We start from the raw sequence: 25,412 nt of genomic DNA, 5'->3' as shown, positions 1-25,412 counted from the left end.
CGAAAAAGCGGTTTTGTGCTACCTTTGAGGGGTGACCATCCCCCAGCCGTCCGAGGGTGCGCTGGTGCCCGCCGAGCGCCACCAGTACATCTTGCGCCTAGCGCTCACCGAGCGGATCGTGCGGATCAAGGACCTCGCGAAGCGCTTGGGCGTCCACGAGATGACCATCCGCCGCGACCTAGACCTCTTGGCCGAACAGGGGCTCTTGCAGCGCGTGCACGGCGGGGCGCGGCTCATGCAGCAGGCGGGGGCCGAGGTCGCCTACGCGATGCGCGCCACCCAACAGGTCGGCGCGAAAGCGCGGATCGCGCGCGCCGCGCGCGCGCTGATCAGCGACGGCGACACGGTCGGCTTCGACGCCAGCACCACGGCGCTCACCCTCGCCCAGGCGCTCGGCAGCGCCCCCATCCACGCGGTCGTCACGGGGCTCGATGTGGCCAACGTCCTGGCCGCCGCCAAGGTGCCCTTTACCTTGGTGGGTGGCACCTTCCACGAGCGGGCGCGCTCGTTCGTCGGGAGCCTCGTGACGGGGGCGCTGGCGCGCTTTCACCTCGACAAGGTCTTTTTTTCGGCGAAGGGCCTCACCGTGAGCGCCGGTTTTACCGACGCGCACCTGCCCGAGGTGGAGGTCAAGGAGCGGCTGATCGCCACGGCGGGCACGGTCGTGGCCCTGATCGACCACACCAAACTGGGGCGCGAGGCGTTCTGCCAGATCGTGCCTTTAGAGCGCATCGACGTGCTCATCACCGACGAGGTGCCCCCCGAGGAGCTGCGCGCCGCCCTCGAGGCCGCCGACATCCGCCTCATCGTCGCCGAGGAGGCCCCATGACCCAAGCCGAGCTCTACGCCGCGCTCTCGCGCCAAGCCCTCGAGACCCCCTCGTGGGGCTACGGGGACACCGGTACCCGCTTCAAGACCTTCGCCTACCCCGGCGCGGCCCGCAACGTCTGGGAGCGCGTAGCCGACGCCGCGACCGTCCACCGGCTCTCCGGCATCGCCCCGCGCGTCGCGCTGCACATCCCCTGGGACCGGGTCGACGACTGGAGCGAGCTAAGAGGCTTTGCCGAAGCGCAAGGGGTCGGCATCGGGGCGATCAACCCGAACCTGTTTCAGCGCGACGCCTTTAAGCTCGGCTCCTTCGGGCACCCGGACGAGGCGGTGCGCAAAGAGGCCGTCGCGCACGTGCTGGAGTGCATCGAGGTGCTCGAGCAGACCGGCGCCAAAGACCTCTCGCTGTGGTTCGCCGACGGCCTCAACTACGCCGGCCAAGACGACCTGCGCGCGCGCAAACGCCGCTTCGAGGACGCTCTAAGCGAGGTCTACGCCGCCCTGCCCGAACGGGCGCGGCTGCTCCTGGAGTACAAACCCTTCGAACCCGCCTTCTACGCCACCGACGTCGCCGACTGGGGGATGGCCTACGCCCACCTCCTCAAGCTGGGCGAGCGGGCGCTCGTGCTGGTCGACCTGGGCCACCACCTGCCGGGTGCCAACGTCGAGCAGATCGTCGCCTTTTTGCTCTCCGAGGGGCGTCTGGGCGGGTTTCACTTTAACGGGCGCCGCTACGCCGACGACGACCTCATCGTGGGCTCGACCGACCCCTTCGGGCTCTTTTGCCTCTACGCCGAACTCGTGTTGGCCGAGCGGGAGGGGGTGCCGGGGGCGACGGAGGTGAGCTACATGATCGACCAGAGCCACGCCATCGAACCCAAGCTCGAGGCCATGCTCCGCTCCGTCTTAAATTGCCAGGAGGCGTACGCCAAAGCGCTGCAGCTCGACGTCGGGGCGCTGCGCGCGGCGCAGGCGGCGGGCGACGTGTTGGGGGCGCACGGCGTGCTGCGAGACGCCTTCGCGACCGACGTGCGGCCCCTTTTACGGGCGTGGCGCGAGGCCCGGGGGCTCCCCGCGGACCCCCTGCGCGCCCTGCGCGAGGGCGGCTACGACGCGCGCAACGCCCGCGAGCGCGGCACCGCCGCCGCGGGCGGGGGCTACCCGACGTGAGGGTCGCGCTCTTTATCCCCTGCTACACCGACACCCTGTTTCCGGAGACGGGGCGGGCGATGGTGGCGCTTTTCGAGCGTTTGGGGCTTGCGGTCGACTTTCCCGAAGCGCAGACCTGCTGCGGGCAGATGCACGTCAACACGGGGTATCAGCGCGAGGCGTTCCCCTTGGTGCGGCACTTCGTCCAGACGTTTGCAGACGCCGAGGTCGTCGTCGCCCCCTCGGCGTCGTGCGTGGGGCTCGTGCGCGAGCTCTACCCCACGCTGGCGCGCGCGTCGGGGGACGCCGCATTGGCGCGCGCCACCCTCGAGCTCGCCCCCAAGGTCTTCGAGCTCACCGAGTTTTTGGTCCACCGCTTGGGCGTCACCGACGTGGGGGCCTACTACCCGCACCGCGTCACCTACCACCCGACCTGCCACAGCCTCAGGGGGCTGCGCCTGGGCGACGCCCCCTATAGGCTCCTGGAGCGGGTGCGCGGGCTCGAGCTGGTGCCCTTGGAGGACGCCGAGGCCTGCTGCGGCTTCGGCGGCACCTTCGCGGTGAAAAACGCCGACACCTCGGCGGCGATGCTCTCGGACAAGGTCCGGGGGATTCTCAACACCAGAGCCGAGGTCTGCGCCGCCGCCGACAACTCGTGTCTGCTGCATATCGGCGGGGCGCTGAGCCGCGGGCGGACGGGGGTCAGGGTGGTGCACTTAGCCGAGATCCTGGCCTCGACCGAAGCGGCGCAGGGGCAGGGTGGGACACACCAGCCCCTACCGGGAGGGACGCATGGCGCGAGCACCTAGCACGGGGGGGGCGGTGGCGCTCCCCATGCGCTTCGAAAAGGCCGCCAAGGTGAGCCTGGCCGACACCCAGCTGCGGCGCAACCTGGGCAAAGCGACCTCGACGATCCGGGAAAAACGCGCGGCGGTCGTCCGTGAACTGCCCGACTGGGAAGCCCTGCGGGACGCGGGTGAGGCCATCAAGCGGCGGGTGATGGCGAACCTAGACGGCTACCTCGTCCAGCTCGAGGCGGCCGTGCGCGCGGCGGGCGGGGAGGTTCACTGGGCCCGCGACGCCGCCGAGGCGAACGCCCACGTCGTGCGGCTCGTGCGGGCGCACGGCGCGCGCGAGGTCATCAAGGTCAAATCGATGGCGACCGACGAGATCGGCCTCAACCGCGCGCTCGCCGGGGCCGGCGTCAAGGCCATTGAGACCGACTTGGCCGAGCTCATCATCCAGCTCGCCGGCGAGCCCTCCTCGCACATCCTGGTTCCGGCGATCCACAAAAACCGCGCCGAGATCCGCGAGCTCTTTATGCGGACGCTGGGGCTCGCTGAGCTCTCCGACGAACCGGCGGCCCTGGCGGGGGCGGCCCGCGCCTACCTGCGCGAAAAGTTTCTGACCGTCCCCGTGGGCGTGAGCGGGGCGAACTTCGCCGTGGCCGAGACCGGCACGGTGGGGGTGGTCGAGTCGGAGGGCAACGGCCGGATGTGCGTGACGCTCCCCGAGGTCTTGATCACCGTCATGGGCATCGAGAAGCTCTTGCCGACCTGGCGCGACCTCGAGGTCTTCTTGCAGCTCCTGCCGCGCTCCTCGACCGGCGAGCGGATGAACCCGTACACCTCGTTCTGGACCGGGGTGACGCCGGGCGACGGGCCGCAGGCGTTTCACCTCGTGCTGCTCGATAACGGCCGCACGCAGGTCTTGGCCGACGCGGTCGGGCGATCTGCGCTCCACTGCATCCGCTGCAGCGCCTGCTTAAACGTCTGCCCGGTCTACGAGCGCGCGGGCGGGCACGCCTACGGCTCCGTCTACCCGGGGCCCATCGGCGCGATCCTCACGCCCCAGCTCCGCGGACTCGAGAACGCCCCCTCGCTCCCCTACGCCTCCTCGCTCTGCGGCGCCTGCTTTGAGGTGTGCCCCGTCAAGATCAACATCCCCGAGGTCTTGGTGCACCTGCGCGCGCGCGTCGTGGACGCGCAGCGCGAGCGGCCGAGCGCCGAGCGCTTGGCGATGGCGGCGGCTGCGCGCGTGTTCGCCTCGCCCGCGCGCTACGAGCGCGCGCAGCGCCTCGCGCGGCTCGCGCAGTGGCCCTTCGCGCGGCGCGGCCTCGTCTCGAGCCTCCCCCCGCCGCTGTCGGGGTGGTCGGCGGTGCGCGACCTTAGGGCGGTGCCGCCGCAGACCTTCCGCGAGTGGTGGCGCGCGCGGGGGGCGGCGTGACGGACGCGGGGGACGCCAAGGAGGCGGTGCTGGGGCGCATCCGCGCGGCGCTCGCTGGGGCGCCCAGCGAGGTCGCTGTCCCGCGTGCCTATCAGCGCGCGAGCGGCGCCGAGCGCGAGCGTTTGGTGCACGACTTCGTCGAACGCGCGAGCGACTACCGCGCGGCGGTGCACCGGCTCTCTGAGTCGGAGCTGCGCGAGCGCGTCGCCGCCGTGTGCCGCGACCACAGCGCCGCTAGGCTCGCCGTGCCGCCCGACCTGCCGGAGGCGTGGCTCCCCGAGGGCGTCACCGGCGTTCGCGACCACGCCCTGACGCACCTCGAGCTCGCCAACCTGGACGGCGTGCTCACGGGGTGCGCGCTCGCCGTGGCGCAGACCGGCACCGTGGTCCTAGACGGCGGCGCCCATCAGGGGCGGCGGGCGCTCACGCTGCTCCCCGACCTGCACCTCTGCGTGGTCTTCGAGCGCCAGATCGTCGGCACGGTGCCCGAGGCGGTCGCGGCGCTCGAGGGGGCGGCGCGGCGGCCGCTGACGCTCATCTCGGGGCCGTCGGCGACCTCGGACATCGAGCTGAGTCGCGTCGAGGGCGTGCACGGCCCTCGCAACCTCGTCCTGTTGCTCGTCAGGAGCGCTCCATGAATGCCACCGACTTCAAACACGTCACCTACGCCTGGGACGACGCCGTCGCCGCGGGGTTAGACCCCGTCGCGCGCCTCGTCTACCGCTCAAACCTCTTGGGCAGCGACCAGCGCGTGACCAACACGGGGGGCGGCAACACCTCGTCGAAGCTCCCCATGCGCGACCCCCTAAGCGGCGACGAGGTCCAGGTGCTCTGGGTCAAGGGCTCCGGCGGCGACCTGCGCACCGCGGGGCGCGAGCACTTCGCCTCGCTCTACCTGGACAAGCTGGCGCAGCTCAGGGCGCGCTACGAGGCGGCGCCCGAAAGGGGCGTCAAGACCAGCATCGAGGACGAGATGGTCGGGATGTACCCGCACGCCACTTTCGGCCTCAACCCGCGCGCCGCCTCCATCGACACCCCGCTCCACGCCTTTATCCCCGCCAAGCACGTCGACCACACCCACCCAAACGCGGTGATCGCGATCGCCGCTGCTGAAGATGGCGAGGCCCTGACCCGCGAGATCTACGGGGGCGAGGTCGGTTGGGTGCCGTGGCAGCGCCCCGGTTTCGACCTCGGGTTGGTGATGGCGCGGCTTTTGCGCGACAACCCCGAGCTCAAGGGGTTCGTGATGGGGCAGCACGGGCTCATCACCTGGGCGGACGACGACAAGGCGTGTTACGAGCGGACGCTAAGTTTGATCGAGCGGGCGGCGCGCTTTTTGGAAGCCAAGGACAGGGGCGCGCAGGCGTTCGGCGGCCAGAAGGTGGCGCCCTTGGGGGAGGGGGAGCGAGCGGCGCTGCTGCAGGGGGTGCTGCCGAGGCTGCGGGGGCTGGTCTCCAAGGAAAACCGGATGATCGCCACCCTCGAGGCGCGCCCCGAGGTGCTCGAGTTCGTCTGCAGCCACGACGCCCCCCGGCTGGCCGAGCTCGGCACCTCCTGCCCCGACCACTTTCTGCGCACCAAGATCCGCCCCCTCTACGTCGACTGGCGGCCCGAGGAGGGGGCGGGGGCGCTCGTGGCGAAGCTGGAGGCGGGGTTGGCGCACTACCGCGACCGCTACGCCGCCTACTACGAAGCGCGTAGGCGCCCCGACTCGCCCCCCATGCGCGACCCCAACCCCACGGTGGTCCTCATCCCCGGCGTCGGGATGCTCGCCTTTGGCAAGAACAAGAGCGAGTCGCGCGTCACCGCCGAGTTCTACGCGAGCGCCGTGGCGGTCATGCGCGGGGCCGAGGCGGTGAGCCGCTACACCGCCCTGCCGCCGCAGGAGGCGTTTGACATCGAGTACTGGGCCCTGGAGGAGGCCAAACTGCGCCGGATGCCCCCCGAACGCGAATTTGCCCGCCACGTGGTGGTGGTCGTCGGCGCGGGGAGCGGGATCGGCCGCGCGACCTGTGAGCGCGTCGCGCTCGAGGGGGCGCACGTGGTCTGCGCTGACTTAAGCGCCGAGGCGGCCGAAGGGGCGGCGAGGGCCCTGACGGACGCCCACGGGGTCGGCATCGGGGTCGCCGGCACCGGCGTGTCGGGTTGCGGTCCGGCGATCGGCGCGCAGGTCGACGTGACGGACCGGGAGAGCGTCCGGAGGCTTTTCGAGCGGGCCGTGCTGGCCTACGGCGGCGTGGACGCGGTGATCGTCACCGCCGGGATCTTCGTCACCCCCGACGCGCAGGGCCGCATCCCCGACGAGGGGTGGCGGCGCACCTTCGACGTCAACGTCATGGGCAGCTACCTGGTGGCCGACGAGGCGCGGCGCGTGTGGGAGGCGCAGGGGCTTCGGGGGAGCTTGGTCTTGACTAGCAGCGTAAACGCGGCCGTGGTCAAAACGGGGTCGCTGGCCTACGACGCCTCCAAAGCGGCGCTCAACCACCTCGTGCGCGAGCTGGCGCTCGAGCTCGCCCCGCTGGTGCGCGTCAACGGTCTCGCCCCCGCGACCGTCGTCGAGGGGAGCAGCATGTTCCCGCGCGAGCGCGTGAAGAGCTCACTCACCAAGTACGACGTGCCTTTCTCCGACGACGAGAGCACCGAGGCGCTGCGGGGCAAGCTCGCCGCCTTCTACGCGGAGCGCACCCTCACCAAGACGCCCATCACCCTAGCAGACCAGGCCGAGGCGGCCTACCTGCTCGCGAGCGCGAAGCTCTCGAAGACCACGGGGCAGATCCTCAGCGTCGACGGGGGGTTGCCGGAGGCGTTTTTGCGCTAGCGAACCGCGCCGCTTCGGGGACCCGCAAGCGGACGCAGAGAGCGGCGTAGAGGGCGAGCACCCCGACGCCGGCGAGCACGACCTCCAAAGCGGCCCCCACCCATCCGCCGGGGAGCGCGAGCGGCTCGAGGAGCGTCCGCACCAAGAGGGCGCTGAGCGCCGCGGCCAGCCACACCTTGAGGCTCGAGCGCCAGAGCCGCCTGAGGTCGAAGCGCTCGCGGCGCCACACCAGCGCGAGCAGGACGCCGAGCTGCAGCCAGCCGACCGCCGCCGTCGCCGCCGAGAGCCCGACGAGCCCGTAGCGGGGGGCTAGCAGCGCGTAGAGGAGGGCGTGCAACCCCAAAAACGCGACGCTGAGCGCCACGGGGGTCCGCACGCGCCGCCGCGCGTAGAGGGTCCGCAGCAGCAGGTTGTTCAGGCCGACCGGAAAGACCGCCAAACCGAGCGGCCAGAGCGCGGCGGCGGAGAAGTGCACGAGCGTGTCGCCCATCCCCGAACCGCCCAGCACGGGGGTCCAGTCGAGCACGCTCACCACCACGGGGGTGGCCCACACGCTCAGAAAGACCCCCGCCGGCGCGGTCAAAAGGGCGATGAGCCCGAGGCCCTCCCCGAGCGTCGCGCGAAACGCCTCCGGGTCGCCCGTCTGCCCGGAGAGGCGCGAATAGAAGGCGAGCGCCGGGGAGATGCTAAAAAGCCCCAGCGCGAGGCTCAAAAAGAGGTCGGCGTTGCTAAAGGCCGTGACGCTGCCCTCGGGGAGGGTGCTCAGCAGGCGGCTCGACACCACGTTGAGAAACTGCCGCGCGCTGGTCGAGAAGGTAAAGGGCACCATCAGGGTGAGGACGCCCAGAAGCTGCGGGTGCCACCACACCCCGAGCCGCGGCAGGAGCCCCGCGCGGGCGAGCGCGGGGAGCTGGAAGAGGAGCTGCGCCGCGCCCCCCACGACGAACGCGACGGCGAGCATCACGGCCTGCCCGGGAAAGGCGAGCATCAGGGCGACCGTGACCACGTTGAGCACCACGGGCGCCCACGCGGGCGCGAAAAAGCGCTCTTCGGCGTTGAGCACCCCCATCGCCAGCGCCGAAAACGAGAGCGCGGCGAGCACCGGAAAGACGATGCGGGTGAGCGTGATGATCAAGGGGACGTCGAGGGGCGTGTCCGGCGCGACCAGCAACCGCGTGACGAGCCACGGCGCCGCCCACACCGCGAGCAGCACCAAGAGCGCGTTGACAAAAAGCAGCAGGCTCAACAGGGCGCCGGAGAGGCGCCGCGCCTCCGCCGCGCCGAGCCCCTTGTAAACGGGGACGAAGGCGTTCGTGAGGGCCCCTTCGGCGAGAAGTTCGCGGAACAAGTTGGGCACCCGCAGCGCCACGTTAAAGGCGTCGGTGACGCTGCGGTCGAAGAGCTGCACGAGCAGCGACTGCTTGAGGAGCCCCGTGACGCGGCTTGCGAGCGTGCCGATCATGAGGGTCACGGCGCCCCGCGCGCCGCCCCTGGGCCGCTCGAGGCGCCCGGCTAGCCTCCGTTGGTGTTTGCTCTGCATGCCCGAGCGGCGCCCTTCTCACCGCCAGCTCCACTTAACCACATCTCGCCCACGGGCCCGGGGTAAGGGGCGCTACGCCAGCTGAAAGAGCTCCCCCGAACGCGCTCCCAGGCTGAGGTGCGCGGCCCCCGCCGCTGCGGCCTCCAGGCGGCCGGCGCCCAAGAGGGGCTCGGCGCGGGCCGCGCTCAGCTCGAGGGGGAGGGGTTTCGCGGCGAGCGCGTACGGCGCGAGGTTAAGCGCGCCGACGAGCCGCTCGCCCCCGAACTCCCGCGTGAAGACGTAGAGCTCGGCGTCGGCGTAGAGGGTGCGGAAGCGGCCGCGGCGCAGCGCGGGGTGCGCCAGGCGCAGGTGCGCGAGCTTGCGCACCATCTCCCAGAGCCCGCGGTTCCACCCCTCCGGATGGTCCCAGGGCACCGTCTGACGGCACTCGGGGTCGTGGCCCCCCGAGAGGCCGAGCTCGTCGCCGTAGTAGAGGCAGGGCGCGCCGGGGAAGCTGAATAGCAGCAGCAGCGCGAGGCGCAGGGCGCTCTCGTCGCCGCCGACGATGGTCAGCGCGCGCGGGGTGTCGTGGCTGCCCAGCAGGTTGAGCTGCGCGGCGGTCACCTCGGGGCGGTAGCGCGTCAGCAGCACCTCGACCTCGCGGGCGAACCCCGGGGGATCTAAAGGCGCGATGTACTGGAGGCCGCAGCGGCCGATCTCGCGCTGGTTGAGGCTCGAGGCGGCCACCAGGCCGAACGCGGCGCGGGTAAAGGGGTAATTCATCACCGCGTCGAACTGGTCGCCCCCGAGCCAGCGCTCGGCGTCGTCCCAGATCTCGCCGACGATGTAGCACTCGGGGTTGACAGCGCGGCAGCGGCGGCGAAACTCGCGCCAGAAGGCGTCGTCGGCGATCTCGTTGGGCACGTCTAGGCGCCAGCCGTCGATGCCGAACTCGAGCCAGTGGGTCGCCACCCCCCAGAGAAACTCGCGCACCGCTTGGGTGCTTGTGTTGAATTTCGGCAGCGCCGGCAGCTGCCACCACGCGGCGTAACCGAGCGCGCCGTCGCTGTCGTAGGCGTTAAGCGGAAAGGTGTAGACGTGAAACCAGTCCAGGTAGGCGCTGTGCGGCCCGTTCTCGAGGATGTCGTGAAACTGGAAAAAGCCGCGGCTCGCGTGGTTAAAGACCCCGTCTAGAACGACCCGCATCCCGCGCGCGTGGCACGCGTCCAGGAGCTCTTTAAGGGCGCGGTTGCCGCCTAGCATGGGGTCGACGCGGTAGTAGTCGTGGGTGTGGTAGCGGTGGTTCGAGGCCGACTGGAAGATGGGGTTGAAGTAGAGCGCCGTGACCCCTAGGTCTTGCAGGTAGTCGAGCTTGTCGACCACCCCCAGGAGGTCCCCCCCCTTGTAACCGTGCACCGTGGGCGGCATCTCCCAGGGCTCGAGGTGGGTGGGTTTGGGGACGCGCGCGCTTTTGGCGAAGCGGTCGGGGAAGATCTGGTAGAAGACGGCGTCTTTGACCCACTCGGGGGTGTACATGTCGGACATAAGCCCCAGTGTAGGGGAGACGCGGGCGCAGCGTGGGCGGGCGCGTCACGGTGCGAAGGGGGGCAGATGGCGGCGAGGTCGGTGTGATTCAAGTCGTCCAAGAAAGAGGGCGGTTCTCCGCCGGACTGATTTAGAAGCTAACGGCTGCTCTCTTTTTACCGGGTTCCTCAAAGGGGACGTGCAGCAGGGCGCTCGGGTCGAGAACCACGACAACCCGAGCGCTTCTTGCTGCCCCTGTTCGTTGGCCCCCCGCCTCGGCACGGCAAAGCGTAGAGGCAATGGTGCTGTTTAACGGCAGCGATGGCCGCTTCGGCGTCGCGTTCTGCTATCAGCTCGGCCTGACAGCGCTCGAGAGCGTGCGTCACCGCCTCGGTCGTGCCCTACCCGTCAGCCTCGGGATCGCGTCGAGGGGAGCGCCTTCCTACTCCGGTTTCAGCAGCGGAAACAAGATCACGTCGCGGATGCTGGGCGCGTCGGCTAAGAGCATCGCCAGACGGTCGATACCGAGCCCCAGACCCCCCGTGGGCGGCATGCCGACCTCGAGGGCCGCCAAAAACTCCTCGTCCAAGGGGTGCGCCTCCTCGTCGCCCGCTTCACGTAAGCGCTGCTGCGCCTCGAAACGCGCGCGCTGCTCCAGGGGGTCGTTGAGCTCGCTAAAGGCGTTGCCGAGCTCCATGCCCATACAGACCGGTTCGAAGCGTTCGACCAAACCGGGGCGGGTGCGGTGGGCTTTGGCGAGCGGGCTAATGGCCAGCGGGTGATCCATGACGAAGGTGGGCTGCTCGATACAGGGCTCGAGGTAGAGGTCGTAGAGCTTGTTGTACACCTCGTTGAGGGGCCTGTCCGCCAAAGCCGGCCCCTCTTTGGGCGGGTGGTGCGCCCGCACCCAGTCGCGCAGCTTGGCCTCGTCTAAGGGGTCGAAGTCCATCCCGGCGCGCTTTTTGAGCTCGCCCGTGTAGTCGACGCGCGGCCAGGGCGGGGTGAAGTCGAGCGTGACGCCCTGGTAGACGAGCTTGGTCGAACCCGTGAGCGTCTCGACGAGCCGGCTATACATGTCCTCGACCAGGGCCAAGATGTCCTCGTAGTCGCGGCCCGCCCAGTAGAGCTCCAACATGGTGTACTCGGGGTTGTGCTTGGGCGAGAGCCCCTCGTTGCGGAAGTTGCGGCCGATCTCGTAGACCGCGTCGAAACCGCCGATGATCAGCCGTTTGAGGTAGAGCTCTAAGGAGATGCGCAGGTGAAAGTCGTGCGACAGGGCGTTGTGGTGCGTTGTAAAGGGCCGCGCCTCGGCGCCCCCGGGGACGCTCTGCAGCACGGGCGTCTCGACCTCTAAAAAGCCCAGGTCGTCTAAGTAGCGCCGGATAAACGACACCGCCCGCGAGCGCAGCACAAAGGCGCGCTTGACCTCCGGCGAGACCAAGAGGTCGAGGTGCCGCTGGCGGTAGCGCACCTCTTTGTCGGCGAGGCCGTGGAACTTGTCCGGCAGCGGCCGAAGCGACTTGACGAGGGGGCGAAAGCGCTGCGCCTGGACGGTGAGCTCGCCCGTCTTGGTGACGAAGAGCGTCCCCGTGACCTCGAGCCAGTCGCCTAGGTCTATCTTTTTAAGGGCGTTGTAGTGCTCTAGGTGGTCCTTTTGAAAGTACGCCTGGATCTGCCCCGAAGCGTCTTGCAGGGTCGCGAAGGTCGCTTTGCCCATGCCGCGCAGCAGCATCACGCGGCCCGCGACCGTGACCTCCCCCGGGAAGGTGTCGCCGGGTTGCAGCGCCGCTTTAGGGTGCTCGGCGTGCAACGCGGCGGCGGTGTGCGTGGGGCGGTAACGGTAGGGGTAGCGCTCGAACCCGCGCTCCGCGAGGGCGTCTAGGTTGCGCAGGCGCTGCGCGCGCTGTTCGCTGAGGGACTTCTCCATAGCGCCTAGTTTATCCCGCCCCCGTTACCGCCCTAAGCGCCTAGCGGATGCTCTGCACGGTGTAAGCGGCGGTGCGCCGGCCCAGCTTGACTTCGAAGCGCTCCCCGACCTTGCGGCCCATCAGCGCCTTGCCTAGGGGCGACTCGTTGGAGATATGCGGGATGTCCTCGCTGATCACCTCCGCTTCAACGGGGGCGACGAGCTGCACGGTGATCTCCTCGCCGTCGCCTTGCAGCGTGACGATCGAGCCCAGATCCGCTTGTGTGCGGGCGTGCTCCTCGATCACCACGGCGCGGCTCAGCTGCTCCTCGAGCTGGTCGATGCGGCGCTCAAGCCGCGCTTTTTCCTGTTTGGCGTCCTCGAGACCCGAGTCGTCGTAGTCGTCGGACGAGCTGGTCAGCTCCTGCAGGATGCGGGTGGCCTCCTCGAGCCGCTTGTACTCCTCTTGGAGCGTCGCCTGAAGCCGCCGCATCCCCTCGGGGGTAACGTAAACCTCTCGCGTCATCGTGCCTCCTCATGTCGCGAATGCTAGACGTCTTTGCGACCTAGACCTAGCGCCCCCCGTCACGCTACCGCCAGGCAGCTGTGCTGCAGATGCCCACTTGTCGTCCGTGACCCCGAGCCCTTCTAGGTTTCGCGCTAGCGACCCATTCTAGCGCAAACCGCTAGGGGTGTTGGGAAAACCCTTGGCGGCGTCGGGGCGCCGGCGGTGGGGTATACTGATCCGCTACCACAGCCGCCCCGACGGGGGCGCCAGCGGGGGCGGCACACAAGGAGGTGACCCTGTGACCAAAAAACCGGTGTACCTGACCCCACAGGGATACGAGAAGATCAAAGAGGAGCTGCGCTACCTCGTCGAGGTCAAGCGCCAGCAGATCGCTGAAAACATGGGCACCGCGATTGCCGACGGCGACCTTCGCGAGAGCGCCGCCTACGACGAAGCGCGCATGGAGCAGAGCGCCAACGAGGCGCGCATCGCCGACCTCGAAGAGATCTTGCACCGCGCGGTGGTCGTCGAGAACCAGGAGGGGGAGCTGGCGGTCGCGCGCCTCGGCGCGAGTTTGACGCTCGAGGACGAGAGCGGCCAGCAGACGACCTTCTACCTCGTGGGCACGCACGAAGCGGACATCTTTGAAAACCGCATCTCCGACGAGTCGCCCTTGGGCCGTGAGCTCCTCGGCAAGCGCGTCGGCGACAAGGTCAACTTGGCGCTCGGCCGTACCCGGAGCGAGTACACGGTGGTCGAGGTCGGTTTCGAGTAGCGCTGGGGCGCGCACGCAAAACGGGCGAGCTTTAGCTCGCCCGTTTTGTTCTGGGCCTCGCCGTCAGCAGGCGGGGCGAAGTGAGAGCGCTAGTCCAAAAAGTCGCGCAGTTTGCGGGTGCGGGACTCGTGGTACTTGAGCTTGCGGAGCGCTTTGTTTTCGATCTGGCGGATGCGCTCACGGGTGACGCCGAAGTGCGCGCCGACCTCCTCCAAGGTGTGCTCGCGCCCGTCGACGAGCCCTTTGCGAAACTTTAGGACCATCGATTCGCGCTCGGTAAGCTTGTCGAGCGCTTTCTCGAGCTCCTCGCTCAGGAGCGTTTTGGAGGCTTGGTCGACCGGCGACTCGACGTTGTCGTCGGGGATGAAGTCGCCGTAGAAGGAGTCTTTCTCGTCGCCGATGGGCGTCTCCAAGGAGACCGGCTCCTGCGACACTTTAAAGACCTCCTCGACCTTTTCGGCGCTCCACCCCGGCCCCATGGCTTCGGCGACCTCCTCGTACGAGGGTTCGCGCGAGAGCTCCTGCTGCAGCTGCCGCGCCGTGCGGGTGAGCTTGTTGATGGTCTCGACCATGTGCACGGGGATGCGGATGGTGCGCGCCTGGTCGGCGATGGCGCGGTTGATGGCCTGCCGGATCCACCAGGTCGCGTAGGTCGAGAACTTGTAGCGGCGGCGGTACTCGAACTTCTCGACCGCGCGGATAAGACCCTGGTTGCCCTCTTGGATCAGGTCCAAAAACGAGAGCCCCCGCCCGGTGTACTTTTTAGCGATGGAGACGACCAGCCGCAGGTTCGCCTCGATGAGGTGCTGCCGGGCCATCTCGCCGTCTTCGACGATGCGTTTGAGGGCGCGCTGCTCCCTCTCGGGGAGGCTGTCGCCCTCCTCGTCGAGGCGTTTTTGCGCCGCTTCACCCTCCTCGATGCGGCGCGCCAGCGAGATCTCCTCCTCGAGCGTCAGGAGACTCACCCGGCCGATCTCGTGCAGATACTGCCGCACGGGGTCGTTGGTCGACAGGCGGCTACCGGCCATCGCTTCGGCGCGCGCTTCGATCTCCTCGCGGTCGCGGACGAGCTCGTCTTCGGGCTCATCCAGATCGCCGAGCGCGTCGACCTCGTCGAACTCGTCCTCGTCGAGCACCTCGTCTTCGGCGAGGTCGGCGATCTCGACGCCGCGCGCCTCGAGCACCTTCATAAGGTCGTCAAAGGAGATTTCGGTGTCGCCCTCGGCGAGCGCTTCGTTGGCGGCGGTCAGCGCTGTGGTCATCTCCTCGGTGTTGACCGAGCCGTCACGCGTGGCCGCCTCGAGCAGCCGCTGAATCGCGGGCAGCTCGAGCCAGGCGGGTCCGGCGCTCGCCGCACCGGCGCCCTCGCCCTTGGCGCCCCCTTTGCTCCGAGAACGGCTGCGCGCTTTAGCGGTTCTGGTTTCGGTCATCGCGTCTCCTTACCTTGCGGATCGTGTGGTCGTGTGGTCGTGTGGTCGTGTGGGCGCGCGTGGTGGCGCCGGTAGCCTAAGTCCCAAGGGCGCTATTCTGGGCAGAGCCCTGAGAGCGGCGTTGTGCGGTTTTAGCGTGGGTAGCTATGCACCATGACGTCGTGTTACATTCGAGCTGGCCCTGCGGCGTGAGTGCAGAAGTTGCCAGGGTGGCGTTGGGCAAGGGCTGAGGCAAAACGGTACGCGAAAAAGGCTGCAACCTCCCTCTGGTCACCCGTGCGCGACCCGGTTTCACGCCGCGCCAAGTGTCAAGTATAGCATAAAGCGCGCCTTTAAGCAGTCTTTTAGGAGCCGACGCGCCCGGGCCTTACCCCTTGGGCCCCGTCTTAGCGCGCCGGCGTGCGTGTGGGGGTCTTGGCGCCCCTTTACGCGTGCATCACGCTTCTCACCCCCCCGGGCTGATAGATTGGGGGCGTGTTTCGGCTTGCGCTCCTCGCCCTGTCGGTAACGGTCGTAGGGCTCGTCGTCCTCTCGTTGTTGCCGCAGCGCGAGCGCACGGTTCCGGCGGGTACGGTCGCCCTTACCAACGCGCGCCTGACGCTCTACCCGCAAGCTGACCCCGAGGCGGTCTGGCACTTTAGCGCCGAGCGGGTCGAATACGAGCCCGACATCGGCGAGACCACGCTCCACACGATCCGAGACGCCGAGCGGCGTCTTGGTGACGAGACCGACTTTACGCTCGAGGCCGACCGGGTCGTCATCGACGTGCAGGACAACCTCCTCAGCGATCACGTCGTGGTCTTTATCCTCGACGCCGAGTGGACGCTCGACATGCGCGGGCAAAACGGCGTGCCGGTGCTTATCGACCAGGCGCGCGGCCGCTTCGAGGCGCCCCTTTTGAGCATCTCCGGCCGCGACATCGAGAGCGTGTCGGCCAACGCCGGGATGAACTTCGACCTCACCGAGTTCACCTCCGGCGGTGAGGGAACCCAGAACCGTGACGCCTTTCGCGACCGCCAGGCGCCGAGCCGCGGCGAGTGACGCGCTCGTAAAGAGCCGTCGACCAACCTGACGCCACCCTAAAGGAGCCCCGTATGCCCCACGCCAACCGCAGCCTCTTTCGCCCTCGACCCTTCGGTCTCCTCTTCATCGCTGGGGGGGTGGTGTGGACGCTGACGTACGCCCAACCCACGGGGGGCGCCGAGACGGGTGGGGCGCAGACGGGTGGGGCGCCGGTAGGGGGGGCTCAGACGGGCGGCGCGCCGCTTACGAGCGCCCCCACGGACGCCGAAACCCCAGCGGCGGGGCGCCTTATCACCATCACCTACGACGGCGGTACGCGGAGCAGCCCGGACTTGCGCTACGGCCCCTACCTCTACGAGCACCCGGAGCCAGACGGCATCGTCGCCCAGGTGTCTAACCTGACGATCTACACCCAGCGCGGCGAGCTGCGCGCGCCCGAAGGGGTGCTCATCGGCGAAGCCGAGGGGCAGCGCGAAGCGAGCTTTGACGGCGGCGTGCGGGTCGAGCGGGGGCGGCTGACGGCGACGGGGGAGGCGCTGCACTACAGTGAGGCCACGGGTCGCGGCGTGATGCCCGAGCGTACGGAGATCATCGTCACCCCCGAGACCGAAGAGGACGACGAGGTCGTCATCTTTACCGACGAGGTGACCTTCGACGTCGACACCGACACCAGCGTGAGCCGCGGCAACGTCACCCTGACGAGCGGCAACCAGGGGGCCGAGGCGGAGGAGCTCATCTTCGAGGAGGGGCGCGACCTCGCGGTGCTCGCGAGCGCGGGGGGCCAGGTGACGGTGCAGCGCGAAAACGACGACGGCACCTTTTTAACTATCACCGCCGACGAGGTGCGGGTGCTGACGGCCGAGGACACGCTCTTGGGCGTCGGCAACGTCACCATCGTCGACGGCGACACCACCACCACGGGCGACTTGGTCTTTTACGACGACGCGGCCTCCCGCGCCGAGGTGATCGGCAACCCGGCGGTCTCGGTCGACGAGGCCTTCGGGTCGCGCGTCACGGGGGGGCGGCTCGAGCAGCGCACCGACATCAACGCGGTGCGGCAGCTGAGCGGTACGGAGCCGAGCTTTGATGTCAGCGCCTTTGACCTCTCTTCCGAAGTGGAAGGCGACGCCGAAGGTGCGGGGGGTGCGGGCTGAGGCGCATGCGTCCCCCCAGGCGCTTCGCCCCCGCCGCCGTTGGCCTCGCCCTGTCGGGCGCCCTCGTGAGCGCCGCACCGGGGGGGGCAGCGCCGCTTGACGCCAACCTGCCCTCGTTCGAGCTGCGCCGCGGCGACCGCACCATCGTGGTGCAGCAGACCGCGACGGACGCGGAGGGGGGGATCGCCATCCCGCGCGGCGGTAACTGCCGCGACGGCTTCGACCTCTCCTTCTACTACGCCCCCGAACCCAAGCTGATCGAGACGACAGTCGGCGAGCTGCGCATCAGCTCGCGCGTCGTCTTGCGCGAGCAGCCGCGCTCTGAGCGCACCACCGAAGGCGGGGACGCGCAAGACGAGGCGGTCCTCGACTTTTTCGGCGGCTCTTTAGAGCTCAACCCCGAGACCCTCTGCCCCGACAACCTGGTGCGCAACCCCGAGGACCGGGTGACGCTGCGCGAGGGCCGCACCACGGTGCAGGGGGGGGCGCTGCGCTACGACAACGCGTCGGGCATCGGTGAGATGCGAGGGCCTATCGCGCTCGAGCGCCGCGCGGCGGGGGAGGCGCCGGCGCTGCAAGCCTCCTCGAACGCCCTGCTCTTTAACGTCGACGACGAGCTGCAGACGCTCCGCGGCGGCGTGCGCGTCGAAGCGGAGGGGCGCGTCAGCGAAGCGGACGAGCTCGAGCTCGACGAACAGGCGGGCGTGGCCGTGCTGCGCGGCTCGCCCGCGCGCAGCCGCGACGCCGAGGGCGAGGTCTCCGGCGAGGTCTTGGTGTACGACCTTGAAAGCAACGATGTCGTGGTGCGCGGCAGCGTCCGGGCGACGCTGACGCTCGAAGACGGCGTGGGGGGAGCCGGCGCAGTGGCGCCCGCTGCGGAGGGGGCCGGCGAGGCGGGGGAGTAGCGCTGAGGGTTTGGGGACGCTAAAAGGGGCGGGGTCAGGCTTTGGGCAGGTGTAAGATCAGCAGGCCTTCGCGCAGCTGCGCGTTGCTCTCCTCGTAAAGGACGTCTGAGGGCAGCTCGACCGAGCGCTGGAAGTGCCCGCGCGGACGCTCGCGCATGAGAAAGTTCTGCTCGCCGCCGCTCTCGCGCAGGCCCGCGATGGTCAGCTGGCGACCGCGCAAGGCGATCTCGAGGTCATCCTGGGAGACGCCGGGCAAGTCGAAGATGAGCCGGTAGGTGTCGCCGGTGTCGATGAGGTCGACGCTCGGCTCGAGGCTGCCGGGTTCGAGCCCCTCGGCGAGCTCGCTGACGCGCTCACGCAAGATAAAAAGCCGCTGCAGGTCGCTCTCGGTACCCCCGCGTTTGTCCAACTCCATAGCGCGAAGTCTATAGCAGCGGCTCGGGCTTGACAACGCCCCCAGTCACAAACGCGCTACACCCGAGCGCACCGACGTCTAGCACCCTCCGTCTAGCACCCTCGCGTCCAGCACCTAGCGCGCCCAGCTCGGCTGTGCCGGGTGGCGTTCGCCGAGCGGTGGGGCGTTCTGCGGGGCTTGGTATCGTACGAGGGTGCAGCGGCCCCCGTCTATCCCCGTGCTCGCCGGTCCGACGGCGTCGGGCAAAAGCGCGCTCGCGCTGCGCCTCGCCGAGCGCCAGCCGCTCGAGATCATCTCCGCCGATGCCATGATGGTGTACCGGGGGATGGACATCGGGACGGCCAAACCCTCGCCGGAAGAGCGCCGGAGGGTGCCGCACCACCTCATCGACGTCGTCGCACCGGACGAACCCTTCGACGTCGCGACCTTTGTCACGTTGGCGGAGGCGGCGATCACCGAGGTGTTGGCGCGCGGCGCGCTACCGCTCGTCGTCGGCGGGACGGGGTTTTACATCCGAGCGCTCTCCGAGGGGTTGCCGACCGTTCCCCCGGCCGACCCGGCGGTGCAGCACCCCCTCTGGGAGCGCTTGGCGCGCGAAGGGCTCGCCGAGCTCGAGCGCGAACTCGCGGCGCGCAGCCCGCGTGACGCGCTGCGGGCGCAGCGCAACCCGCGCCGCGTCGTGCGCGCGCTCGAGGTCTGGCACCGCACCGGCCGCTCCCCCGCCGATTTTCCGCCCTCCCCGCCACGCTTTACGTACCGCAAATGGGTCTTGCTGCCGGAGCCGGCGGCGCTCGCGCGCGCGATCGAGCGCCGCACCGAGGCGATGTTTCGCGCGGGGCTTGTCGCGGAGGTTGCGCGGCTCTTGGCGCGCTATCCCGGGGCGACGACCGCGCTGCAGGCGATCGGCTACAAGGAGGTGCGCGCCCACCTAGAGGGCCGCGCGTCGTTAGCGGAGGCGCGGCAGGCGGTGCTTAGCGCCACCTTGCGCTACGCCAAGCGCCAGCGGACGTGGTTTCGCAAGGAGCCAAGGGCGCACCTTCGGGAGGTCGGGGGTGACGAGGGGGGGGCGCTGCTCGAGGAGCTGTCGGCGTGGCTGCGTAAGGACGCGTAACGCCCCTGCGTCGGGCGTTACGCGCGCTCTCATCCTCGCGTGGTAAACAAAAGTACCAGCCGCGCCTGCGGCCTCGAGGCCGCAGGCGCTTCCAAGGAGCTGGGTGCACCCGAGGCGCGCGTCAAGGCGGGCGTATGTGAAATCTGCGCAGAGTGACCCGGTACGAATCTGTTAGAGTGCGCCATGCCCCTAGCGGGGCGGCAGCCATTAGCCTAGAGGCGTCTGTGGGTGCTCGGGAACCCAAGCGTCGCGTCCACAGGAGAGCGGGGCGCGCCGAGGCGGGGATGACGCGGGGATGATAGCGAACGTGGCCAGAACGCCTTGGTACACGTCGGTGCGGTCGCTAGAGCCTGATGATCAGGTGGAATGGGACGAGGATGCAACAAGAGATTAGTGTCAGCTTAGGTGACGTCTTCCGCTTTTTGCGGCGCGGGTTTCTGCTCGCGCTGCTGCTCGCCGCTTTGGGGGCTGGGCTCGCCTACGTCCTGAGCGGCCTCCGGGAGCCCCTCTACCGCGCCGAGACGACGCTGCTGATTACGCGCGGCGACCTCAACCTGGGCGCCTTTAGCGCCCCTGTGATCGTCGCCCCACCCCTTGACGCGAGCGCGTACGCGACCGCCGCCGAGAGCAGCGAGGTGATCGAGGAGGCGCTCGTCGCGCTAGGGGCCGAAACCGTCACGCCGCAGCAGGTGCAGGGGGTGCGTAACCGCACCGCCGCGCTACCACGCGAGAGCGCGGCGGCGCGCGACTCGAGCCAGCTCATCTTGCAAGTCGAAGAGGGCAGCGCCGAGGGCTCGGCGGCGCTCGCCAACGCGCTCGCCCGCTCGCTCATCGAGTGGGACCTGCTGCGCGCCGAAAACGCCCTCGCCCAGAGCATCGCGCAGCTCGACCGCAGCATCGCCAACACCCAAGCCGAGATCGCGCGCCTGCAGGCCGAGGGTGCGCCCCCCGACCAGATCGGGCGTCTGCAAAACCGCCTTAACAACCAGCTCGCCAACCGCGACGAGGCGGAGGCGAATATCGGCACCGCCACAAGCCGCCTCAGCGTGATCCAAGCGGCGGTTCCGCCCCTGCGCCCCGTGTCGCCGCGCCCGCCGCTAGACGCCGTGATCGCCGGCTTTTTGGGCTTCGTCCTCGGCTACGGCATCCTGCTGCTACGCAACCTGCTCGACACGCGGCTGCGCAGCGTCGAGGACCTCGAGGCGGTCAGCGGTTTGCCGATCCTCGCCGAGTTCGCCAAGTCGCCCAAAAAGACGCGCCGGCTGCCGCGCGAGGCGTCGGGGTACCTGCGGACCAACCTGCTCTTGGCGACCCCCAAGGTGCACCCCAAGGTGATCTTGGTAACCAGCCCGCACCACGGCGAGGGCAAGTCGAGCGTCGCGATCAGCCTCGCCGAGTCCTTTACCCGCGCAAACTACCGCACGCTTCTAGTCGACGCCGACCTGCGCAAACCGGTGATCGCCCGCGAGTACAACTTAGACGACAAACGCCACATGCCGCTGCGCACCCACCTCGAGAACCCCCACGGGAGCTACGAGGCCGCGCACGTCGGGGTCAACCTCGCTCAGACGCTCGACATCATCCCGACCTTCCGCGCCGCGCCGTCGCCCACGGAGCTCCTCAGCCTGGGGTTCCCGAGCTGCTTGGAGAGCTGGCAGCAGGACTACGACGTCATCGTCATCGACTCGGCGCCCCTGTTGGACGTCGCGGACACGCTCACCATCGCGCCCCTATGCACCGGAACGGTCCTGGTCGCGAGCCTGCAGGAGACCGACCCGCAGGCGCTTACCGACGCGGTCGAGCTGCTACAGCGTAGCGGCGTGCGCATCTTCGGGATCGCCGCGACCTTTGTCCCGCGCGGTACCGGTGCCCGCGCGCGCGCAGCGAGCTACCGCTACGCCTACGAAGGGGAGCTGCAAGACGACCCGCTCGTGGTCGCACCGCTCCCGCCACCCACCGCGGCCCAGCCGGTCAAGGCGCGCTCGAGGCCGTCGTAGCGCCAGGGCGAGAGCAGCAGGTACAACAGCAAAAGCGAGCAGGCGCAGCGCTTTCACGCTAGCGCCTGCTTCGCTATTGCGGCGCCGCCTTGCGGTTTAGACGAACGCCCCGGTTCCGGTGATCGCGCGCCCGACGACGAGCGTGTTGATCTCGTTCGTGCCCTCGTACGAGTAGATGGCCTCGGTGTCGGCGAAGTAGCGCGCCACGTGGTGGTCCAAGAGGATCCCCTTACCGCCGTGCAGCTCGCGCGCCAAGGCCACCGTCTCGCGGCAGCGCTTGGCGGTAAACACCTTCGCCAAAGACGCCTGCTCGTCGGTCATCACGCCCGCGTCCTGGAGCTGCGCGAGCCGGAAGCACATCGTCTGCATCGCGGTGACGTTGCCGAGCATCTGCACCAAGAGGTTCTGCACGAGCTGGAAGTTGGCGATGGGGCGGCCGAACTGCAGGCGCTTCTGGGCATAGGCGAGCGACTTTTCATACGCGCCCATGGCGCAGCCGACCCCCTGCCAAGCGACGCCGGCGCGGGTCATGCGCAAGACGTCGGCGGTGGTGCGAAACGAGGTGGCGTTTTGCAGCCGGTCGCTCTCCGGAACGCGGCAGTTTTGAAGCGTGATGTGACCGTTTTCAACCGCGCGCAGGGCGATCTTGTTCGCGATCTTGCGGACGCTAAAGCCGGGGTTGTCGCGGCGGACGATAAACCCCTTGACCTGGTTGTCGGCCTCGTCGCGCGCCCAAACGATGGTGATGTCGCTAAAGGTCGCGTTGCCGATCCAGTACTTTTCGCCGTTTAACACCCAGGTGTCGCCCTCGCGGCGGCAGGTCGTGGTCATCCCCTGCGAGATGGCCGAACCGACCTCCGGTTCGGTGAGGCCGAACGCCCCGATGACCTCGAAGCGGCGCATCCGGGGGAGCCACTCGCGCCGCTGCGCCTCGGAGCCGCCGACCAAAATCGAGCACATGGCGAGCCCCGCGTGCACCCCGAAAAAGGTGGTGGTCGAGACGTCGACGCGGGCCATCTCCATCCCCGTAATGCCCTCTAAAACGGCGGCGTCGGGGGTGCGGTTGCCCTCGTCGTCGAAGATCTCCTTGATCAGGTCGAGCTCGCGAAACTTGCCGATGAGCTCCTTTGGAAACTCGTCGCGTTGCCAGTAGTCGTTGATGATGGGTTCGACCTCGCGCTCCATAAACGCGCGTACCCGCAGCTGGATCTCGCGCTGCCGCGGCGTGAGGAGCGCGCCGATATCGTAGAAGTCGCCGTTAATCTCGGGCGGCGCTTTGGGCGTTTTGGGCGCGGCGAGCTTCATCATCTGCTTGAGGGTCTTTTCGTCCATGTTGGACACCAACCCGAGCAGCTCGTTGAGGTCGACTTTCTCCGACAGTTTGGCGACCTTGGCCATATCGATCTTGCTGGCGAGCGCCATCACTTTCCCCATGTCTTTAAGTGCCATCATGCGTCCTTGCTTTCTACCGGATTTCCGGTGCTGGTAACGGGTGGTAGGCGGTTTTGGGAGGCTACGCCGTCGCCCCTTTGGCGGGCGCCTCCGACACCTCTAGGATACTAAAGTCCTCCGACGCTGGGCCTTCAGCGTGGGGGGCGCGGCCGAAGAGCGCCTCGAGCACGCCTTCGTACTTGGCGAGCACCTGCGGGCGCCTGACTTTGAGCGTCGGGGTGAGCAGGCCGTTGTCGACGCTCAACGTGCCCCGCACCAAGGCCGCGCGTTTAATCTGCGACCACGCCGGCAGGTCGCGGTTGGCCGCGCGCACGAGCTCGCGGAGCGCCTCTTGGGTAGCGCCGGGGTCGGTGTCGGGGGCCAGGAAGAGGAGCGCGGCGGTGTACTTTTCGCCCTCGCCGACGACGAGCGCGTGCTCGACCAAGGGGCTCTCCTCGAGCCGCCCCTCGAGGGGTTGTGGCATGACGAACTTGCCGGTCGAGAGCTTGAAGAGGTTTTTGAGCCTCCCGGTGATCGTGAGAAACCCGTCGTCCGACATCTCGCCCAGGTCGCCGGTGTGCAGCCAGCCGTCGGCGTCGAGCACCTTGGCGGTCTCCTCGGGGGCGTTGAAGTAGCCCTTCATGACGTGCGGGCCGCGGGTAAGGATCTCGCCCTGAGGGCTGATTTTGACCTCGACCCCGGCGAGAAGCTGACCGACGGTGCCGGGCCGGTTGGCGTGCGGCCGGTTGTACGAGATGATCGGGCTCGTCTCGGTCAGCCCGTAGCCCTGCAGCACGTGAATACCGGCGGCGCCGAAGACGCGCACCAGCTCAGGCCGCAGCGCCGCGCCGCCGACGATCACCAGCCGCAGGCGGCTGCCGAGCGCCTCGCGCCACTTGTCGTAGACGAGTTTGTCGGCGGCGAGCCGTTGGGTGCTGTAGAACGTCGAGGTCCCCTTTTCGGGGTCGTAGCGGCGGGCGAGCGACACCGACCAGTCGAACAGCGACTTTTTCACCCCGGTCAGTTCGCCCCCCGCTTTTAAGATGCCCTCGTAGACTTTTTCGAGCACGCGCGGCACGGTCGCGAGGATCGTCGGCTGCACCTCTTTGAGGTGGTCGCGCACCGTCTCCGGGGCGCTGAAGTAGACCGCCGTACCCCACGCCGTGAGGCCGTAGTGCAGGGTGCGGGCGAAAATGTGCGTGAGCGGCAGGAACGAGAGCGCCGTCTCGCCCCCGCGCTTGAGCCCCGGCAACCCGCTAAAGGCGGCGAGCGCGTTTGAGGAGATGTTCTGCTGGCTGAGCATCACCCCTTTGGGGCGGCCCGTCGTCCCCGAGGTGTAGATGATGGTCGCGAGGTCGTCGGCTTGGACCCTCTCCCGCAGCCGCTTGAGCGCCCCCGGGTTCTCCGCTCGCAGCGCCTCGCCGCGCTCGACGAGCGCCGTGAGGGTGTGCAGCTGCGCCTCCCCGAGGCGGTCCTGGAGCGCCCGCAGCGCTTCGGGCGCGGGGCTCTCGAAGGGGTCGCCGAGGAGCACGTGGGGGATCTTGGCGGCGCGCACGTGCGGCGCCATCTTCTCCAAGAGCGCCTCGTCGGAGACGACGAGCAGCTTGGGTTCGGTCTGCCCGAGGATAAAGCGAAACGCCTCGTCGCCGTGGGTGAGGTACAAGGGGACGCCGACGACCCCCATGATGAGCCCCGCCATATCCGGGAGGCAGAACGACAGGTCGCTATGGGTGTAGAGCGCCATCCGGTCGCCGTGGGCGAGGCCCAGGTCGGCGAAGCTCAGCGCGAGCGCCTCCGCTCGAGCGCGAAACGCTTCGGTGGAGAGCGTCTTCCACCCCGACGGGGTCGGCTGGTTAAAGGCGAGCGGGTTCGGGTTGTTGTGGCACGCCTCGTCTAAAAGCGAGGGCAGGGTGCGCCCCAAGAGGACGCGCCCCGCCTGCGGCGAGGCGGTGTGGACGGGCGTGGGGGGCGCCGTCTGGGGCGACGCCGCGTTCATCGGCGCTACGTTCATGGTTCTCCTCCGCAAGCTGCCGTTGCAGGCTTAGGACGTCGTGGCGGTCGGGTCCGACCGAAGGGTCCGGTCGGCGACGCGTCTAGAACGCCCTTCACCGCGAGGCGGAGGGTCGACAGGTCGGCCCGGACGCGCTGCCGCCGGACGTTGGGGTGTTCCTTTACTATAAACGCTGCTTGCGCGCATCACTGTGGCCTATGGGGGTGACGAAAACACCACCCGCGTTACACCTCTCCCCGCACACCGGTCTCGGTCTGGCGGGGGCAGAAGCCCGGGGCCGCGGCGACGGCCCGAGCTACGGGGTCTCGTCCTCGGCCTCGAGCACCAGCAGCGTCCCCTCGACGAAGGTCAAGGTGACGCGCAGGTCACGCGGCGTCCGGAACGACGCGCTGTAGGCGGGTCCCGCGTCGCCGCCGGCGACGAGGGTGGTGGTATGCCAGAGCTCGGTGGGTTCGAGCTCGAGGGCGCCAAGCGCCTCTTTAAAGTCGAACACGCTGGGGTAGCCGTGCTCGAAGCACCGCGGCGCTGCGAGCGCGAGCCCCGTGGGGCAGACCGTTTCGACGACGCGCAGGTTCTGAACCAGCGCCGCTCTCAGGTCGAACAGGGCGTCCTGGGGGGCGGTAGCGGCCGCCGAAGCGGCGAGCGCGCTCAAAAGGGCGAACGTGAGCGGGGTTTTCACGGG

General features: G+C 68.9%; 21 protein-coding genes. 12 read left to right on the top strand and 9 right to left on the bottom strand.

All coding sequences use genetic code 11. The features are described from left to right. The first annotated feature begins 31 nt into the window (after positions 1–31). The 6 genes from TRAD_RS14750 to TRAD_RS14725 are packed head-to-tail and all read left to right on the top strand — an operon-like array spanning position 32 to position 7,021. A complete protein-coding gene (locus TRAD_RS14750) occupies positions 32–829 on the top strand; it encodes a DeoR/GlpR family DNA-binding transcription regulator (protein ID WP_148221275.1) in 798 nt (265 codons plus the stop codon). Further along, entirely contained in the window at positions 826–1,998 is a 1,173-nt protein-coding gene (gene rhaI / locus TRAD_RS14745) for an L-rhamnose isomerase (RefSeq protein WP_013179420.1), read from the top strand. The genes TRAD_RS14750 and rhaI overlap by 4 nt, the downstream gene beginning before the upstream one ends. Beyond that, entirely contained in the window at positions 1,995–2,786 is a 792-nt protein-coding gene (locus tag TRAD_RS14740; protein ID WP_013179419.1) for a (Fe-S)-binding protein, read from the top strand. Before rhaI ends, TRAD_RS14740 begins: the two co-directional genes overlap by 4 nt. After that, the gene (locus TRAD_RS14735) at positions 2,770–4,203 is read left to right on the top strand and encodes a LutB/LldF family L-lactate oxidation iron-sulfur protein (RefSeq protein WP_013179418.1); all 1,434 of its coding nucleotides are present in this window, start codon (positions 2,770–2,772) and stop codon (positions 4,201–4,203) included. Before TRAD_RS14740 ends, TRAD_RS14735 begins: the two co-directional genes overlap by 17 nt. Further along, on the top strand, positions 4,200–4,841 hold the full coding sequence (locus TRAD_RS14730; RefSeq protein ID WP_041948186.1) for a LutC/YkgG family protein: 642 nt from the start codon (positions 4,200–4,202) through the stop codon (positions 4,839–4,841). The genes TRAD_RS14735 and TRAD_RS14730 overlap by 4 nt, the downstream gene beginning before the upstream one ends. Then, entirely contained in the window at positions 4,838–7,021 is a 2,184-nt protein-coding gene (locus TRAD_RS14725) for a bifunctional rhamnulose-1-phosphate aldolase/short-chain dehydrogenase (RefSeq protein ID WP_013179416.1), read from the top strand. Before TRAD_RS14730 ends, TRAD_RS14725 begins: the two co-directional genes overlap by 4 nt. Here TRAD_RS14725 and murJ read toward each other — a convergent pair. From murJ to TRAD_RS14705, 4 genes are all read right to left on the bottom strand, one after another. Continuing rightward, on the bottom strand, positions 6,981–8,561 hold the full coding sequence (murJ, locus tag TRAD_RS14720; protein WP_013179415.1) for a murein biosynthesis integral membrane protein MurJ: 1,581 nt from the start codon (positions 8,559–8,561) through the stop codon (positions 6,981–6,983). The two genes, TRAD_RS14725 and murJ, sit on opposite strands and share 41 nt — an antisense overlap. A 72-nt stretch (positions 8,562–8,633) precedes the next feature. Further along, on the bottom strand, positions 8,634–10,085 hold the full coding sequence (locus TRAD_RS14715; protein WP_013179414.1) for a glycoside hydrolase family 13 protein: 1,452 nt from the start codon (positions 10,083–10,085) through the stop codon (positions 8,634–8,636). Between the two features lie 421 nt (positions 10,086–10,506). Then, complete coding sequence (gene lysS / locus TRAD_RS14710; protein WP_013179413.1) at positions 10,507–11,991, bottom strand: lysine--tRNA ligase; 1,485 nt, start codon at positions 11,989–11,991, stop codon at positions 10,507–10,509. 40 nt (positions 11,992–12,031) lie between these two features. Next, a complete protein-coding gene (locus tag TRAD_RS14705) occupies positions 12,032–12,496 on the bottom strand; it encodes a GreA/GreB family elongation factor (RefSeq protein WP_013179412.1) in 465 nt (154 codons plus the stop codon). Positions 12,497–12,776: 280 nt separating this feature from the next. On the opposite strand from TRAD_RS14705, the gene greA reads away from it, so the two are divergent. Beyond that, the gene (gene greA, locus TRAD_RS14700) at positions 12,777–13,253 is read left to right on the top strand and encodes a transcription elongation factor GreA (RefSeq protein WP_013179411.1); all 477 of its coding nucleotides are present in this window, start codon (positions 12,777–12,779) and stop codon (positions 13,251–13,253) included. Positions 13,254–13,342: 89 nt separating this feature from the next. Here the strand turns inward: greA and rpoD are convergent, their stop codons facing one another. Next, on the bottom strand, positions 13,343–14,683 hold the full coding sequence (gene rpoD / locus TRAD_RS14695) for an RNA polymerase sigma factor RpoD (RefSeq protein ID WP_013179410.1): 1,341 nt from the start codon (positions 14,681–14,683) through the stop codon (positions 13,343–13,345). Between the two features lie 474 nt (positions 14,684–15,157). On the opposite strand from rpoD, the gene TRAD_RS15525 reads away from it, so the two are divergent. From TRAD_RS15525 to TRAD_RS16185, 3 genes are read left to right on the top strand one after another with little or no spacing between them, the layout of a single operon-like run. After that, the gene (locus TRAD_RS15525) at positions 15,158–15,724 is read left to right on the top strand and encodes a hypothetical protein (protein ID WP_013179409.1); all 567 of its coding nucleotides are present in this window, start codon (positions 15,158–15,160) and stop codon (positions 15,722–15,724) included. 53 nt (positions 15,725–15,777) lie between these two features. After that, complete coding sequence (locus TRAD_RS14685) at positions 15,778–16,860, top strand: LptA/OstA family protein (RefSeq protein WP_013179408.1); 1,083 nt, start codon at positions 15,778–15,780, stop codon at positions 16,858–16,860. Between the two features lie 5 nt (positions 16,861–16,865). Beyond that, complete coding sequence (locus tag TRAD_RS16185; RefSeq protein ID WP_013179407.1) at positions 16,866–17,765, top strand: hypothetical protein; 900 nt, start codon at positions 16,866–16,868, stop codon at positions 17,763–17,765. A 34-nt stretch (positions 17,766–17,799) separates the two neighbouring features. Here TRAD_RS16185 and TRAD_RS14675 read toward each other — a convergent pair whose 3' ends face one another. Then, positions 17,800–18,180: an Hsp20/alpha crystallin family protein gene (locus TRAD_RS14675; protein ID WP_013179406.1), complete on the bottom strand. Its 381-nt coding sequence runs from the start codon at positions 18,178–18,180 to the stop codon at positions 17,800–17,802. Between the two features lie 193 nt (positions 18,181–18,373). Between TRAD_RS14675 and miaA the strand changes: the two genes are divergently transcribed. Then, on the top strand, positions 18,374–19,291 hold the full coding sequence (gene miaA, locus TRAD_RS14670) for a tRNA (adenosine(37)-N6)-dimethylallyltransferase MiaA (RefSeq protein WP_049773153.1): 918 nt from the start codon (positions 18,374–18,376) through the stop codon (positions 19,289–19,291). Positions 19,292–19,668: 377 nt separating this feature from the next. Next, positions 19,669–21,288, top strand: coding sequence for a tyrosine-protein kinase domain-containing protein (locus TRAD_RS14665; protein ID WP_013179404.1), 1,620 nt, complete (start codon positions 19,669–19,671; stop codon positions 21,286–21,288). Positions 21,289–21,384: 96 nt separating this feature from the next. On the opposite strand, the gene TRAD_RS14660 is transcribed toward TRAD_RS14665, so the two are convergent. The 3 genes from TRAD_RS14660 to TRAD_RS14650 form a co-directional block, all read right to left on the bottom strand. Next, the gene (locus TRAD_RS14660; protein ID WP_013179403.1) at positions 21,385–22,737 is read right to left on the bottom strand and encodes an acyl-CoA dehydrogenase family protein; all 1,353 of its coding nucleotides are present in this window, start codon (positions 22,735–22,737) and stop codon (positions 21,385–21,387) included. Between the two features lie 64 nt (positions 22,738–22,801). Then, positions 22,802–24,730, bottom strand: a complete 1,929-nt coding sequence (locus TRAD_RS14655; RefSeq protein WP_013179402.1) for an AMP-dependent synthetase/ligase — start codon at positions 24,728–24,730, stop codon at positions 22,802–22,804. Positions 24,731–25,025: 295 nt separating this feature from the next. Further along, on the bottom strand, positions 25,026–25,409 hold the full coding sequence (locus tag TRAD_RS14650) for a hypothetical protein (RefSeq protein ID WP_013179401.1): 384 nt from the start codon (positions 25,407–25,409) through the stop codon (positions 25,026–25,028). Between the last annotated feature and the right edge of the window lie 3 nt (positions 25,410–25,412).

This window comes from Truepera radiovictrix DSM 17093, assembly GCF_000092425.1.
Taxonomy (GTDB): domain Bacteria; phylum Deinococcota; class Deinococci; order Deinococcales; family Trueperaceae; genus Truepera; species Truepera radiovictrix.
Note: the sequence above shows the minus strand (reverse complement) of the source record. Positions and strands in the feature narration are given on the sequence as shown.